Origin of the sequence: Enterococcus sp. DIV0802b, from assembly GCF_050543535.1 — a bacterium.
GTDB classification, from domain to species: Bacteria; Bacillota; Bacilli; order Lactobacillales; family Enterococcaceae; genus Enterococcus_D; species Enterococcus_D entomosocium.
In genome coordinates, this window is the sequence record NZ_CP172941.1 from 3,628,260 (window position 1) to 3,642,435 (window position 14,176).

At 43.0% G+C, this 14,176-nt stretch carries 18 protein-coding genes; 4 read left to right on the plus strand and 14 right to left on the minus strand.

Features of this window, described 5'->3' with window-relative positions; all coding sequences use genetic code 11:
- Position 1: 1 nt before the first annotated feature.
- The 8 genes from IGJ12_RS16955 to IGJ12_RS16990 all read right to left on the minus strand — a co-directional run bounded on the left by IGJ12_RS16955 (position 2) and on the right by IGJ12_RS16990 (position 5,167).
- Complete coding sequence (locus tag IGJ12_RS16955) at positions 2 to 892, minus strand: ParB/RepB/Spo0J family partition protein (RefSeq protein ID WP_005226254.1); 891 nt, start codon at positions 890 to 892, stop codon at positions 2 to 4.
- Positions 882 to 1,646 carry a ParA family protein gene (locus IGJ12_RS16960; protein WP_005226255.1) on the minus strand — a complete coding sequence of 255 codons (765 nt, stop codon included), beginning with the start codon at positions 1,644 to 1,646 and terminating at the stop codon, positions 882 to 884. Before IGJ12_RS16960 ends, IGJ12_RS16955 begins: the two co-directional genes overlap by 11 nt.
- 11 nt (positions 1,647 to 1,657) lie before the next feature.
- Positions 1,658 to 2,374 carry a 16S rRNA (guanine(527)-N(7))-methyltransferase RsmG gene (gene rsmG, locus IGJ12_RS16965; protein WP_005226256.1) on the minus strand — a complete coding sequence of 239 codons (717 nt, stop codon included), beginning with the start codon at positions 2,372 to 2,374 and terminating at the stop codon, positions 1,658 to 1,660.
- A 142-nt stretch (positions 2,375 to 2,516) separates the two neighbouring features.
- Entirely contained in the window at positions 2,517 to 2,660 is a 144-nt protein-coding gene (locus tag IGJ12_RS16970) for a hypothetical protein (protein ID WP_005232938.1), read from the minus strand.
- An 11-nt stretch (positions 2,661 to 2,671) separates the two neighbouring features.
- Positions 2,672 to 3,442 (minus strand): Asp23/Gls24 family envelope stress response protein, encoded by a 771-nt coding sequence (locus IGJ12_RS16975; RefSeq protein WP_005232937.1) that lies wholly within the window; start codon positions 3,440 to 3,442, stop codon positions 2,672 to 2,674.
- A gap of 24 nt (positions 3,443 to 3,466) precedes the next feature.
- A complete protein-coding gene (locus tag IGJ12_RS16980) occupies positions 3,467 to 3,658 on the minus strand; it encodes a DUF2273 domain-containing protein (protein ID WP_005226258.1) in 192 nt (63 codons plus the stop codon).
- Positions 3,659 to 3,665: 7 nt separating this feature from the next.
- On the minus strand, positions 3,666 to 4,235 hold the full coding sequence (gene amaP, locus IGJ12_RS16985) for an alkaline shock response membrane anchor protein AmaP (protein ID WP_016619436.1): 570 nt from the start codon (positions 4,233 to 4,235) through the stop codon (positions 3,666 to 3,668).
- Between the two features lie 38 nt (positions 4,236 to 4,273).
- A complete protein-coding gene (locus IGJ12_RS16990; protein WP_008376956.1) occupies positions 4,274 to 5,167 on the minus strand; it encodes an SDR family oxidoreductase in 894 nt (297 codons plus the stop codon).
- 256 nt (positions 5,168 to 5,423) lie between these two features.
- On the opposite strand from IGJ12_RS16990, the gene IGJ12_RS16995 reads away from it, so the two are divergent.
- From IGJ12_RS16995 to IGJ12_RS17005, 3 genes are all read left to right on the plus strand, one after another.
- Entirely contained in the window at positions 5,424 to 5,876 is a 453-nt protein-coding gene (locus IGJ12_RS16995) for a DUF2188 domain-containing protein (protein WP_194187793.1), read from the plus strand.
- A gap of 350 nt (positions 5,877 to 6,226) precedes the next feature.
- Positions 6,227 to 6,694, plus strand: a complete 468-nt coding sequence (locus tag IGJ12_RS17000; protein WP_005232933.1) for a DUF5626 family protein — start codon at positions 6,227 to 6,229, stop codon at positions 6,692 to 6,694.
- Between the two features lie 16 nt (positions 6,695 to 6,710).
- Entirely contained in the window at positions 6,711 to 7,229 is a 519-nt protein-coding gene (locus tag IGJ12_RS17005; protein WP_005232932.1) for a helix-turn-helix domain-containing protein, read from the plus strand.
- 105 nt (positions 7,230 to 7,334) lie between these two features.
- Here the strand turns inward: IGJ12_RS17005 and mnmG are convergent, their stop codons facing one another.
- Positions 7,335 to 9,227, minus strand: a complete 1,893-nt coding sequence (mnmG, locus tag IGJ12_RS17010) for a tRNA uridine-5-carboxymethylaminomethyl(34) synthesis enzyme MnmG (protein ID WP_430619226.1) — start codon at positions 9,225 to 9,227, stop codon at positions 7,335 to 7,337.
- 33 nt (positions 9,228 to 9,260) lie between these two features.
- Positions 9,261 to 10,658, minus strand: a complete 1,398-nt coding sequence (mnmE, locus tag IGJ12_RS17015) for a tRNA uridine-5-carboxymethylaminomethyl(34) synthesis GTPase MnmE (protein WP_034859087.1) — start codon at positions 10,656 to 10,658, stop codon at positions 9,261 to 9,263.
- A 238-nt stretch (positions 10,659 to 10,896) separates the two neighbouring features.
- Between mnmE and IGJ12_RS17020 the strand changes: the two genes are divergently transcribed.
- The gene (locus IGJ12_RS17020; RefSeq protein WP_005226284.1) at positions 10,897 to 11,226 is read left to right on the plus strand and encodes a heavy metal-binding domain-containing protein; all 330 of its coding nucleotides are present in this window, start codon (positions 10,897 to 10,899) and stop codon (positions 11,224 to 11,226) included.
- A gap of 202 nt (positions 11,227 to 11,428) precedes the next feature.
- Here IGJ12_RS17020 and jag read toward each other — a convergent pair whose 3' ends face one another.
- The 4 genes from jag to rpmH form a co-directional block, all read right to left on the minus strand.
- Entirely contained in the window at positions 11,429 to 12,187 is a 759-nt protein-coding gene (gene jag, locus IGJ12_RS17025) for an RNA-binding cell elongation regulator Jag/EloR (protein WP_430619227.1), read from the minus strand.
- Between the two features lie 17 nt (positions 12,188 to 12,204).
- On the minus strand, positions 12,205 to 13,029 hold the full coding sequence (locus IGJ12_RS17030) for a YidC/Oxa1 family membrane protein insertase (protein ID WP_008376942.1): 825 nt from the start codon (positions 13,027 to 13,029) through the stop codon (positions 12,205 to 12,207).
- Between the two features lie 18 nt (positions 13,030 to 13,047).
- On the minus strand, positions 13,048 to 13,383 hold the full coding sequence (gene rnpA, locus IGJ12_RS17035; protein WP_008376940.1) for a ribonuclease P protein component: 336 nt from the start codon (positions 13,381 to 13,383) through the stop codon (positions 13,048 to 13,050).
- Between the two features lie 147 nt (positions 13,384 to 13,530).
- Positions 13,531 to 13,665: a 50S ribosomal protein L34 gene (gene rpmH, locus IGJ12_RS17040; protein ID WP_002356012.1), complete on the minus strand. Its 135-nt coding sequence runs from the start codon at positions 13,663 to 13,665 to the stop codon at positions 13,531 to 13,533.
- Positions 13,666 to 14,176 lie beyond the last annotated feature (511 nt).

Here is a 14,176-nt window from a genome sequence, read left to right on the forward strand (position 1 = left end):
CTCAAGCTTCATCAAATTGAATGTTCAATAAATCTAAAATACGGGTTAAATCTTTTTGTGACAGGTATTCGATCTCGATTTTTCCTTTGCCTTCTTTTTCGCGGATCTCGACATTCGTGCCGAATTTATCCATCAACCGTTCTTCGCTTTCTCGTAAATAGTACGGTTTTTCCCGAATCAGACGCGGCACTTTTTTCTTTTCGTTTTTCGTGTCGTTCATCTCAGCGACCATTTGTTCTAATTGGCGGACTGTCAGATTTTCTTTGACACAACGATTGGCTAATTTTAAGATCTGTTCTTTGTTTTTCAAGCCTAATAATGTCCGGGCTTGCCCCATAGACAAACGGTCATCTTGAACCATTTCTTTGACGAGTTTCGGCAAGGACAGTAACCGCAAATAATTGGCGATATACGGGCGGCTTTTCCCTAAACGTTCAGCGACTTGTGCTTGGGTCAATTTCAAGTTCTTCATCAGCATGTCATAGGCTTCTGCTTCTTCTAAAGGATTTAAATCTTCCCGCTGCAAGTTTTCTAAAACGGCGACTTGCATCATCGCTTCTTCATCAAAATTGCGGATGATGGCTGGGATCGTTTCCTTGCCAGCTAATTTGGATGCTCGAAACCGGCGTTCACCAGCAATGATCTCATAGCCTTTGACGGATGATTGCCGCACGATGATCGGTTGAAAGACCCCCGAATGTTGGATCGAATTGGCTAGTTCTTGTAATGAAAGCTCATCAAAGGTTTTTCGCGGTTGATAAGGGTTGGGTCTTAATTCGTTTAAAGGCAGTTCAACGACTTTTTCTGTCTTGATATCGACTTCTTCTAACCCTTGCAGGTCTTGAAACAACGCATCGATCCCACGCCCTAATCCTTTCCCTTTATTCTTCACGGGCTAACACTTCCTTTGCTAACGTCTGATAGACTTCGGCTCCTTTTGAGCGTGGATCATAATCAATGATCGACAATCCATGACTAGGTGCTTCAGACAACCGGATATTCCGCGGAATAATGGTTTCGTATACTTTTTCTTGGAAATAGCGGCGGACTTCTTCCACGACTTCCGCGCCTAAGTTCGTGCGGGCATCATACATCGTCAGTAAGACCCCTTCGATCTCTAACTCAGGGTTAAAATGTTTTTGTACTAAACGCACGGTATTCAATAGTTGGCTCAGCCCTTCCAATGCATAGTACTCACATTGGACTGGGATCAAAATCGAATCACTGGCGGTAAAGGCATTGATCGTCAAATGACCTAAAGATGGCGGGCAATCGATAAAGATATAATCGTATTGTTCTTTGATTTCATTCAAAGCCGATTTCAATCGAGATTCCCGTGCCATCATGGAGGTCAATTCAATTTCCGCACCAGCTAATTGGATCGTCGCTGGAACGATATCCAAGTTTTCTCGGCTGCTAGGTAAAATCGCTTCAACGATCGGTGTTTCATTGACTAATACATCATAGATGTCTTGTTCCACATCTGGTTTGCGAATGCCGACACCGCTTGTGGCGTTGCCTTGGGCATCAATATCTACGAGTAACACTTTTTTGCCGACAAATGCTAAGGACGCACCTAGGTTCACCGTTGTGGTGGTTTTGCCTACGCCGCCTTTTTGGTTTGCAACAGAAATAATACGGGCCATTGATTTTCCTCCTATTTAATTGGTTGTTTCGCTGGCATTCCCGGTTTGCGGGGGTATTTCTTTGGCGTTTCTTTTTTCTTTTGAATGATCAAAAGATGGCGTTCATCGCCGCTGACCGGTAAGGTAAAGCTTTTTTCTTCAATAAATTTGCCGCCTAAGAGTGAGATCGCTGGTTTGGCTTCAACCAGTTCTTCCTCGCTTTTGGCAGCTTTGAGCGCATAAAAATAGCCTGCTTTTTTCACCAATGGCACACAGAGTTCCGTTAACACATTCAAACGGGCAACCGCTCGAGCGGTCACATAATCGAATTGCCCACGAAATTGCGGGTTTTGACCAAATGTTTCTGCACGGTCATGGTACAAGTGGACATTTTCCAATTGTAGATCCGTCACAAGAGTTTGTAAAAAGGTGATGCGCTTATTTAAAGAGTCGACGATCGTCACTTCTAATTCAGGAAACACGATTTTTAGTGGAATACTTGGAAAGCCAGCACCTGAACCGACATCGCACAAATGACTTTGCGGGTCAAAGGCGGTTTCAAAAGCTAAGGAAACAGAATCGTAGAAATGCTTTAAATACACTTCTGATTTTTCCGTGATTGCGGTTAGATTCATCTTCTGATTCCATTCGACTAAACGCTCGAAATAGACAGCGAATTTTTCCATTTGTTCTTCGGTTAAAACGATCCCGTTTTTGCGTAATTCTTCATGAAATTCTTCAGGTAGCATAACGAATCCTTTCTATTTTGTGAAACAGAAAAATGTTTCACAGACTAGTTCCTACTTTAACGCAAAAAGCAGTGCGATGCAATAGCCAGAGATTGCTTTCTAGGAGAATTTACTATTTTTTAACTGGGGCTTTAAGGTTGGTTTAAGGCATAGAAATTATACTCATTTCAATCCAAAAAACTTTTTTCATTTTTCCTTGACCAGCAAGGCTGCCAACCCTGCTGGTCAGCTTTTTTCTCAAAGAAACAAGCATTGATCTCAGGATCAATGCTTGTTTTTGTTTCATATGAAACTTTTTTATTTCACGCGAGGTTCGTTGTATTCTTCGATACGATCAGACGCGCGGGAAGCCGCATGTTTGGCTTTGTTGGTTTGACGTGAAGCAAAGTCGCCGGTTTTAGAAGCCGCTGACGTTACTTTGTCTTGAACCGTTTCTTGTTCCTCTTCGTATTCAGCGATTGTTTTCACATCCACAACGTTGATGTTGACTTCGATCACTTCTAATTGGGTCATTGTCGTTACTTCTTTTTGAATGACTTCTTTGACTTGTTCAGCGATTTCTGGGATATTGCGGTCGTATTCAACCACGATATCTAAATCAACGGCTACTTGTTTTTTCCCAACTTCAGTATTGATACCGGCAGTCACATTGTCTGTATTAACTAATTTTTCAGCAATATTAGAGAAGAAACCACCATCGACCGTCAACAGACCATCTACATTTTCTAATGCAATTCCGATAATTTTTTGGATCACTTTGTCATCATAGGTCAATGAACCATGAACGGGTGCATCCCCGGTTGGTCCTTCAAAATCGTTGTGGCCAGGTTTTGGCGGTGCTGGATGATGTCCGGCTGGATCTGGATTTCCTGGTGCTGGATGATCCCCTGGTTTTGGTCCATTTTGTTGTCCTGCTACTGCTTTTTCAGCATTTGGTACCACTGGATCAGGTGATTCAGTCATTGGAATCGCATTTTCATTGGCTTGATGATTGGTGTTGGGAACCACTGGATCTGGATGTGCACTGACATTTTTTTCATTGTTTAATTCGTTTTTATCGTTATTCATTAAAAATTCCTCCTATAAAATACGTTATTGTTGGTTAAAAAATTCGTCGATGATACCGGTACGTTGGAGATACAATCCTAGCGCAAAACCCAAACCTGTTAGGAGTAGAATCAGCAATGTTTTGAAAAAACCGATCGTTACAAACAACACAGCCAGAACAAGGCCGATTGCTCCAAAAATCAATGGGATTTTGTATTGTTGTAGTTCGTTCATCATAGCCCTCCTATTCTACTCGCGGGTTTTCCGGAGTCTCATTTTGTTCAAAATTCGCGTAAGTGACTTCGACTTTGACTTTTTCACTTGAGCCAAGCACTCGTTGGACATCTTGTTGGATTTCCGCCATTAAGTTTTCGGTTTTGCCAACTAAGGCAGACGTCCGTTTCAAGCGGCCTTTGATTTTGATTAAAATTCGATTTTTGGTCGCCTTGACATGAACTTTTGGTCCTTCAACAAATTCTTTTTCATTTACTTTCGTACGTACAAGTCCTTCGATCGCTTTCTTATCGATCGTCAATGCGCCCTTATCCTCTTTCAAAACAAAGGTTGTTTTGGTTTTTGGATAAAACAGCACGACTAAGATCACGATCAAGAATACGGCGATTAAAACAACGGCTACCCAAAACATATATTGACGCATAAACAAGTTGTCAAAGAAATACGTGACGACATTGCCTCTGCTGTCCAAACCAAATGGCAGCTGCATGTAAGGATTACTCATTAAAACGATTGGTAATAAGACAGTGATAAAGATCAACGAAACGATGATTGATACGATTTTCCACCCTTTACTCATAGGACACCTCCTCCTTTTTCTCCGATTTTTTGATAAGCTTACAAGTTGATGGCTTCTCCGCCGGTAACACCATAAATCTGTGCTGTCACATAGCTAGCTTTATTGGAAGCTAAAAAGACATAGACGGGTGCCAGCTCAGCTGGTTGTCCTGCCCGCTCCAGTAATGCTTGCTGACCAAATTCAGGCAGCTTGTCTTGCGGTTGGCCATGATCTAACTGTAATGGTGTCCAGATTGGTCCTGGGGCTACCCCATTGACCCGAATCCCTTTTTCAGCAAATTGTTTCGCCAAGCTGACTGTAAAACTGGCGATCGCCGATTTGGTTGCCGCATAATCCATTAAATGGGCGCTTGGACTAAAGGCTTGGACAGAAGTCGTTGTCACGATCGCTCCCCCAGCCGGTAAGTGTGGCTCAGCTGCTTTCACTAATGCAAACATTGAGATAATGTTTACCATAAAGGTGTCTTTCACTTGTTCAATCGGTAATTCTGCAATCGATGGCCGCGTGATTTGCTGTGCTGCGTTCAATACTAATGTATCTAACCCACCTAATGCTGCTACCGCTTTGTCAACGATCTCTTGTGGTGCCGCTTCGTCTCGCAGGTCATAGGGTAGCAAAATCACTTTGCGTCCGGCTTCTTTGATGTACCCTGCAACTTCTTCGGCATCTTCTTCTTCTCCTGGGAAAAAGTGCAGGGCAATGTCTGCTCCTTCACGGGCAAAGGCAATCGCTGCTGCTCGTCCGATCCCAGAATCCCCACCGGTAATCAGTACCCGCCGGTTTTCTAACTGCTGACTTCCCTCATAAGAGTCTTCACCACAATCAGGTTTTGGTCGCATTTCTTCTTGTAAAGCAGGCGTATCTTGTTCCTGTTTGCTGTATTTACCCGTGTGATAAAGTTCCCGTGGATCAGTCAAAATAGGTTCACTCATTCTTACGTCCTCCTTTTCTCTATAATAAAATTCTAAACCATTCATTTTTTTTTGGGAAATATAACGCTTTGTTAACAAAAATAAATCCTCGTTTATTAGAAAATGAAAAAAGAAAGTGCCCTCATTTTTGACCAGAAAGCAAATGATTTCACTTTTTTATAGAAGGGGGTAAACTAATAAGTAATATCTGGTGGTGCCTGTAAAAAGGAACCCCTAGGAAAATGACTTTGGATCAAGAAAAAGGAGGAACCAAACAATGCCTTGGAATGTCCGTGATTATCCTGCGTCAATGAAGAATCTAGACCCCTTAGTTCGTAAAAAAGCGATCGATATCGCCAATGCCCTGCTAGCCGATGGCTATTCCGATGATCGGGCGATCCCGATCGCCACGAGTCAAGCAGAAAAATGGTATGACAATGCAGATGAAGAGGAGAAGAAAGCTTTTCAGAAAGAGAAAAATCCGCAAAAAGATGATGCCCATCAAACCAATAAAAATGCGAAAAAATTAATGAATGCGGATGTTGAAGTTGTGTATGAAGAGGACCAATGGCAAGTCCGTTCCAAAGGAGCAAAACGTGCCAGTGATCATTTCGACAAGAAAGCAGAGGCCATCGCCCGTGCCAAAGAAATTGCCGAAAACAAAGAATCCGTGGTGAACGTTTATAAAAAAGATGGTGACCATCAAAAGGATATTGATTTAGGAGAATAAAATTGGCCGCAAAAAAGCGGAAGGAGGTCTTACGTTTGTCGTTTTAACGGCGCGAAACGTTACCTTCTCTTTCGCTTTTTTGTTTCCTTTTACAGCTAGGTTTGGTTAAAACTAAAGCAACCGCTTCTTTAACGTTTCTTTTAAAAAACAACGTTTCATTGTCAGAAACCTAAAAAACGAAGACCTTTTGAATGAACCATTACTTTTAAAATTTCTCGACATCCTAAAAAATAAGCCTATGAAATGCTGCTCTAGCAACAACTGTAAACCATCCGTTGCCGTTGCAAATTAGCTTGTGCTTTCTTTAACTAGCCAAACATTGTATACTTAAACTATCAAAAGTACAAGGAGTGGTATTTGTGAAAAAATTATTTTTTGTGCCGTTTATTTTTATTTGTTTCTTCTTTGCTCTCCCAGCTGCCGCCCAAACAGTGGAAGAACCTGAACTCGTTTACGACTTAGCATCAGATAGTCCCTATGAGCAGCTGATCACCGTAGATGAAGAAGGCAACGAGTTGATTTTGACCATTGAAAAATTGCCGTCATTCCGGGCAAATCTGGCAGCAGGAACGTATCGCGTGTCAAAAACATCCACCGGTAATTGGACCGCTAGTTACAATGTCACGGTCAATAGCCGCAATCAATTTACAGGCACTTCGAATTTAAGTTTAGTTGCTCACAGAGGAAGTATCACTTCTAGTTCATTAACTCACACGTCCACTAAAGCCACCTGTACGTTTAAGCAAAAAGCAGGTATAATCACTACCAATGGGAGTGTCGTAACCACGATCTCAAATGGGAAGCTAGTTGTTAAATAGCAGATAGGAGCATACATTGGCTTTAGCAGAACAATTAAAAAGCTGTCGCGAGTCTTCCGGATTGTCGCAAACAGCAGTCGCAGAAAAATTACAGATTTCACGCCAGTCGATTTCAAAATGGGAAAACGGGCGCGGCTATCCAGATATTGAGAATTTGATTTTGTTGAGCGATCTCTATCAAGTCTCGATTGATGAGCTCTTGCGGGAAAACGAAGCGTTAAAAGAGCGGATCGAAACCAATAATCAAGAGATCAACGACAAAAAAGAAAAATTGTCGTTACTCCAAAGAACGATGGCAACGGAAAAAGATGAAAGTCTGCTCTTGCTACTGTTAGCTGGAATCGGCTCATTTCTCTTTCCATTAGGTTTGATTTTAGATGGCTTTGTCTTATGGCGTAACAAAAAGGCCAATAATTTTTATGTATTGATCTATATCGTCTGTGCCTTCTCAATTTTCTTGAATTTGTACGATGGCTATGTCCATCTCAGCAACATCATGAATTGGGGAACCACTACGATTGAAAAAGTTGAATAATTCAATTGCTAACACAAAAAGCCCGCTGCGAGTTACTCTCGTAGCGGGCTTTTGACACTGTATTTACCATTTATAAATTGGTTTTTCAAAGAATATTAACCGTCTTTAGTTAACCTTTGCAATCTTCCCTTGTTCGATATACACCATCAAAATACTAATATCAGCTGGGTTTACTCCGCTGATACGGCTCGCTTGGGCGATGGTTTCGGGTTGGATTTTTTGCAGTTTTTGTTTGGCTTCTGTTGCCAAGCCATTGATAGCGGCATAGTCGATGTTTTCAGGAATGCGTTTGGCTTCCATCCGTTTGAGTTTCTCCACTTTTTCGAGGGCTTTTTTAATATAACCTTCGTATTTGATTTGGATCTCGACTTGTTCGATCTCTTTTGACTTCAATGCTTCATTGGCTTCGATAAATTGCAGCATTTCCGCATACGTCACTTCAGGCCGGCGCAAGAATTCATTTGCTAAAACGCCATCTTTCAAGGTGGCCGTCCCTTTGGCAGTCAAATATGCTTGTACTTCTGGCGTTGGTTTGATGCGGATTTTAGACAAGCGTTTGATTTCTGCTTCAACAGCTTCTTTTTTCGCTACATATGCTTCGTATTGCGCTTCTGGGACGAGCCCAATTTGATGTCCCACTTCGGTCAAACGCAGATCGGCATTATCATGACGCAGCAATAAGCGGTATTCGGCACGAGAGGTCAATAAACGGTATGGTTCATTGGTTCCTTTGGTCACCAAATCATCGATCATCACACCGATATAACCGTCGCTGCGTTTCATAATGAAAGGTTCTTTGCCTTGAATTTTCAAAGCGGCATTGATGCCGGCAATCAAGCCTTGACCGGCCGCTTCTTCATAGCCGCTGGTTCCGTTGGTTTGTCCTGCCGTAAAGAGGTTTTCGATGACTTTGGTTTCTAATGTTGGACGCAATTGATGAGGTACCACGACATCATATTCAATGGCGTAGCCCGTCCGCATCATTTCCGCTTTTTCTAAACCTGCGATGGAATGCAGCATTTGGACTTGGACGTCTTCTGGCATAGAAGTAGAAAGCCCTTGAACATACACTTCTTCGGTGTTCAATCCTTCTGGCTCCAAGAATAGTTGGTGACGAGATTTGTCTGCAAAACGCACGATTTTGTCTTCGATGGATGGACAATAACGGGCACCTACCCCTTCGACGATCCCTGTAAACATCGGCGCCCGATGTAAATTCTGGTTGATGATTTGGTGCGTCCCTTCGTTCGTATAGGTCAACCAGCAAGGTTCTTGGTTTTGATTGTAGGCTTCATCGGGTGTGCTGTAACTAAAGTGATTCGGTTGTTCATCGCCAGGCTGGATCTCCGTTACCTCATAGTTGATGGTGCTGGATTTGACCCGCGGTGGTGTACCGGTTTTAAAACGAGCGATCTCTAGACCAAGATCTTTCAAATGATCGGCTAATCCAATCGATGGCTGGGAGTTGTTTGGACCAGAAGAATACTTCAACTCTCCAATGATGATCTCCCCTCGCAACGCTGTTCCTGCAGTGATCACTACAGCTTGGGCTTGGTAACGAGCGCCTGTAGATGTCACGACGCCACGGCACTCGCCTTCTTCAACGATCAGCTTTTCAACGATCCCTTGGCGCAGTGTTAGATTGGCTTCTTTTTCGATCGTTCGTTTCATTTCAGCCGCATAGGCATGTTTATCGGCTTGCGCCCGCAAAGCCCGCACTGCGGGACCTTTTCCTGTATTGAGCATCCGCATTTGGATGTAGGTTTTATCGATATTTTTGCCCATTTCTCCGCCTAAAGCATCGATTTCGCGCACCACGACGCCTTTTGCTGGTCCGCCGACGGAGGGATTACAAGGCATGAATGCGACCATGTCTAAGTTGATGGTCAGTAAAAGGGTTTTTGCCCCCATTCGGCTGGCTGCTAAGGCAGCTTCTGATCCGGCATGGCCGGCACCAACAACGATCACGTCATAACTTTCTGCTTGATATTCTTGCATGGTGTTCTCCTTTTTACGCCAGTGGCGCATTCTTTATTTTCCTAAACAAAACTGACTAAATAATTGGGTGATCAACTCATCTTGGACACTGTCGCCGACAACTTCTCCTAGATAGTCCCAGCAGCGTGTCATATCGATTTGAACCAAGTCGACAGGCATTCCTGCTTCGATCCCTTGGATGACCTCAGACAACGACTGAACGGCATTTTCTAATAAGGCAATGTGGCGGGTGTTAGAAAGATAGGAAGCATCCTTGTCGGTGGTTTTCCCCCCAAAGAATAGATCGGCAATGGCTTGTTCCAGTTGATCCAAGCCTTCGTTGGTCAATACAGAGACAGAAAAAATCGGTTCATCTGCTGCGTACTGCGCTAATTCAGCGGGCGCTAGTTTTGGCTCAAGGTCGGTCTTATTCAATAAGATGATCCGACGGCTGCCAGCAGTCAGCTCCAGCAATTGTTTGTCTTCCTGGGTCAATCCTTCGCTTTGGTTGAGAACCAGCAAAATCAACTCCGCTTCTGCCAGTGCTTTGCGGCTGCGTTCGACCCCGATTTTCTCAACGACATCTTCCGTTTCGCGGATACCAGCCGTATCGATCAGTTTCAACGGTACCCCGCGAACATTGACATACTCTTCAATGACATCTCGGGTGGTGCCGGCAATGTCTGTCACGATGGCTTTTTCTTCCCTTAATAAATGGTTCAATAAGCTGGATTTACCGACATTCGGCCGACCGATGATCGCAGTACTCAGGCCTTCTCGCAAAATTTTTCCTTGTTGGGCAGTTGCTAATAAGGCTTGGATCTGCCCTTTGACCATCGTGGCCTTTTCTAACAATAAGCGGGTCGTCAATTCTTCCACATCATCGTATTCAGGGTAATCGATATTCACTTCAACTTGCGCCAACGTCTCTAAGATCTCTTGGCGTAAGGTCCGAATCAAGTGGGAAAGATTGCCATCCAGCTGATTGACAGCGAGATTCATCGCCTTATCGGTCTTAGCACGAATCAGGTCCATCACCGCCTCGGCTTGAGAAAGATCAACCCGTCCATTTAAAAAGGCCCGCTTCGTGAATTCCCCCGGCTCAGCCAAACGTGCGCCTTGTCGTAAAACCAGTTGCAAGAGTTGATTGACGACAACGATCCCGCCGTGACAGTTGATCTCAACGACATCTTCTCGGGTAAAGGTCCGCGGCTTTTTCATCACTGAAAGCATCACTTCATCCATCAAACGGTTTTCTTCTGGGTCCACGATATGACCATAATGAATCGTATGACTAGGGACTTGGGCGAGGGTTTTAGTGCCTGCTTGAAAAATCCGATCCGCAATTGCGATTGCTTCTTCCCCGCTTAATCGCACAATACTGATGGCCCCTTCGCCTGGCGGGGTGGAAATTGCGGCAATCGTATCAAATTCTTGCGTAATATTCGCCATGTTGCATGCTCCTCCTATTTTTTCACATAAAAAAAGTGCCCACTCCACCCGTCAAATTGATTGAAAATCAATAAAAACGAGTAGACTTAGCACTTTGACTGCTTGTCAATTAAATTCTGGAAATAGATTAGCACATTTTTGCGCCAGTCGCAAGCTTCCTTCAAAAACTTTTAAATTTTGCATCTGTCCGCAAAAACCTTTAAAATAAAAGCAAAGAATAAGAAAAGAGGGATCTATTATGGAAACCATCAAATCATCAAACAGTGCTGCCCGCATTAAGGAAATCATTTTATCGACAGGAAACGTGAATCGGCCTTATGTCGTGCGGGATATCGTCTTTGCGGCAGACAAAATCGAAGTAGATCTATTTGATACATCTGTGAACTTGAACGACCTTTTGGCAGATGTGACCTATCGCTTAAAAGAAACAGCTCACAGCTACGGTGCGAATGCAGTGATCAACTGTCATTTCGAACACGACCGCATCGTCGAAGGCGACAAAACCTACCTTGAGATCTTTGCCTATGGTACGGTGGTTCAATTTACTCAATCAACCATTGGCGGCTAATTGCCCCTTTGAACAACGAAATACAAAAAAGAGTCCGCGGCATACGGACTCTTTTTTGATACCAAAGGCTGACCTACGTAACGTATGCTGACTTTGATAAGAATGATTTCTAGTCAAGGATACTTGGTTTTAAATTTGTTGTCAATCGCTTTTTCCCATTAAAAAAGGGAAAGGCTTGTCAAACCGCCTTTCCCTTTTTTCATTAAATTCGTTTGTCCGCAGGTTCCACTACTAAGTAGCGATACGGTTCATCCCCTTCAGAATGAGTTTGAACATACCCATCTTTACTCAATACGGAATGGATCTGCTTTCTTTCAAACGCCGGCATCGGCTCTAAAAAGACAGGGCGGCCTGTTCGTTTGACTTTTTCAGCAGTACGGCTGGCCAAACGTTCTAAGATCGCTTGACGTTTTTCACGGTAATCCCCGACATTCACAACGATCGACAATTTGTTTTTCGCGATGCGATGAATATAAACTTGCGCCAAATATTGCAGTGCATTCAAGGTTTTGCCGTGCTTCCCAATCAAAATGCCTTGTTTTTGCGTTTCTAAATGAAAGACGATCACGCCGTCTTGACGAGCGGTTTTTACTAAGGCAGGTGCATTCAATGCTTTTGAAATATTTGTCAGATAGAGTCCCAACTGAGCCAGTGCTTCCTCATCTGAAAGATCCGTCAGCAAAACAGGGTCGCTCGCGGCCGCCTCCATCACACTGCTTGCATCCTCTGTCGTCACAGGATCTGGTTCTACCAGCGGTTTTGCTGGTACTTCTTCAACGGGTGCCGGTTCTTCAACGATTCTTTTTTCAATGGAGACCCGTGCTTGTTTTTTTCCTAGCCCCAAGAAGCCTTTTTTTCCTTCATCCAGGACTTCGATTACTGCTTGATCTTTGGTGATACCAAGGACTTGCAATCCCTCTTGAATTGCTTCAGCTACTGTCAGATTTTCATAAATCGGCATTGCAGTGCAACCTCCTCTTATTTTTTCCGTTTCTTTTTAGGACTCATTGCTTTTTTCAGGGCTCGTTCACGCTCGCGTTCTTTGCGGGCGGCTTCTTCTCTTTCTTGGCGAATCTTGAATGGGTTATTTAAGATCATTGTTTGCAAGACTTGGAATGCATTAGAAACAACCCAGTACAAGGAAAGACCGCTGGCAATGTTGATCCCCATCAGTAAGATCATCATCGGCATAGCGAAATTCATGATTTTCAAACTCGCATTTGATTCCACTTGGCTCATACTTGATAAGTAGGTACTTGCAAAAGTAAAGAGCGCCGCTAAAATCGGCAAGATGAAGTATGGGTCACGATCACCCAGCTGCAGCCATAAGAATTTTCCTTCTTGCAGAGCAGGAACCCGTGAGATCGATTGCCACAAGGCCATCAAAATCGGCATTTGTACCAATAATGGTAGACAGCCGGCATAGGGATTGACATTGTTTTCCGCATACAAACGTTGTGTTTCTTCTTTTAACTTGCTTTGTGTTTCTGTATCTTTTGACGCATATTGCTGCTGCAGCGCTTTTAGCTTCGGTTGTAATTCTTGCGTTTTGCGCATGCTTTTGGTTTGAAAGTGCATCAACGGCATCAAAATGACCCGGATGATCAATGTAAAGAGGATGATCCCGATCCCGGCATTGCCGAAGGAGAGGGCTTTGATCGCCTCTGCAAAATAATAAACGATGTAACGATCCCATAGACCGGTACTTTGTGCATTTACTTCACCTGTTGCACCGCAGGCAGATAAGACAACTACTAATGAGAGAACTCCCAAAAATAGTAAGACGCGTTTCCCTTTTTTCACGTAACTAATTCCTTTCCATTAATGAATAATTTTGGCAAGCTTTAAGACATGCTCTAAATTCGAGTAGATTTCCTTTGAGGAACAAGTGGCGATACTTGGACGGGCGATCACAATAAAATCGATCGCTGGTTCGATTCGCGGCTTCATTTCCGTTAAGCTCGCACGAATCTTACGTTTGACCTCATTTCGCTTCACTGCATTACCGACTTTTTTTCCTACAGATAAACCAACTCGAAAATGTGATTGCTCTTTAGGTAAGACATACACCACGAACTTCCGATTTGCAAAAGAATTTCCTGCCTGAAAAACTTTTTGAAAATCTTGCTCTGTTTTTACTCGATAGGATTTTCTCATCTTCGGTTCCTTCACTTCTTTCAATTAAGCTTCGCGAAACGGATTGAATCCGTAACCACTCACCTGTCAATAATACCATATTTGCCAAAAGTCAGACACTATATTCCGCAAAAACGGCATAAAAAAAAACCACTGGCATTCAGTGGCTTACGCAGAAATAACCTTTCTGCCTTTACGACGACGGCTAGCTAAAACACGACGTCCATTTTTTGTACTCATACGTTTACGGAATCCGTGAACTTTTTGACGTTTACGTTTATTTGGTTGATACGTTCTTTTCATTTATTTCCACCTCCATCAGGATAATGCTTATGCGCACAGACATACTTTGATAGTATAACGAGTCAAGTACTAGTTTGTCAATAAGAAGTTTGCTCAAAATCGACCATTCTTTATCCACAATTCCCTTGATTTGTGTGGGTTTGCTGTTTACAGCTAATTTTTGTGGATAACTTTTTCCCCAGAGTTATTTTGACTTTTTCCACAAACAAACAGCCTGTAGAAAAGTTTTCCACAATCGCTTTTCCAGCTGTTGATAACTGGCCTAAAACCTAGTATTATCAAGGCGTGATCTTCACATAGATCTGTGGATAAGAGAGAATTTTTTCTAGTTATGCACATTCTTTTTCTACCTGTGGATAGTGCATTTTCGAACATGTGCATTTCCTTTTTTCTTTTATCCCGTTTTGTGGAAAAGTATTTTTTTCTAACCTTTTTTATCGTAATCTGTGGAAAACTTTTTCAATCCGTGCTATTTTAGTTATATCTATTCTTAGTTATAGGAGGACAATTT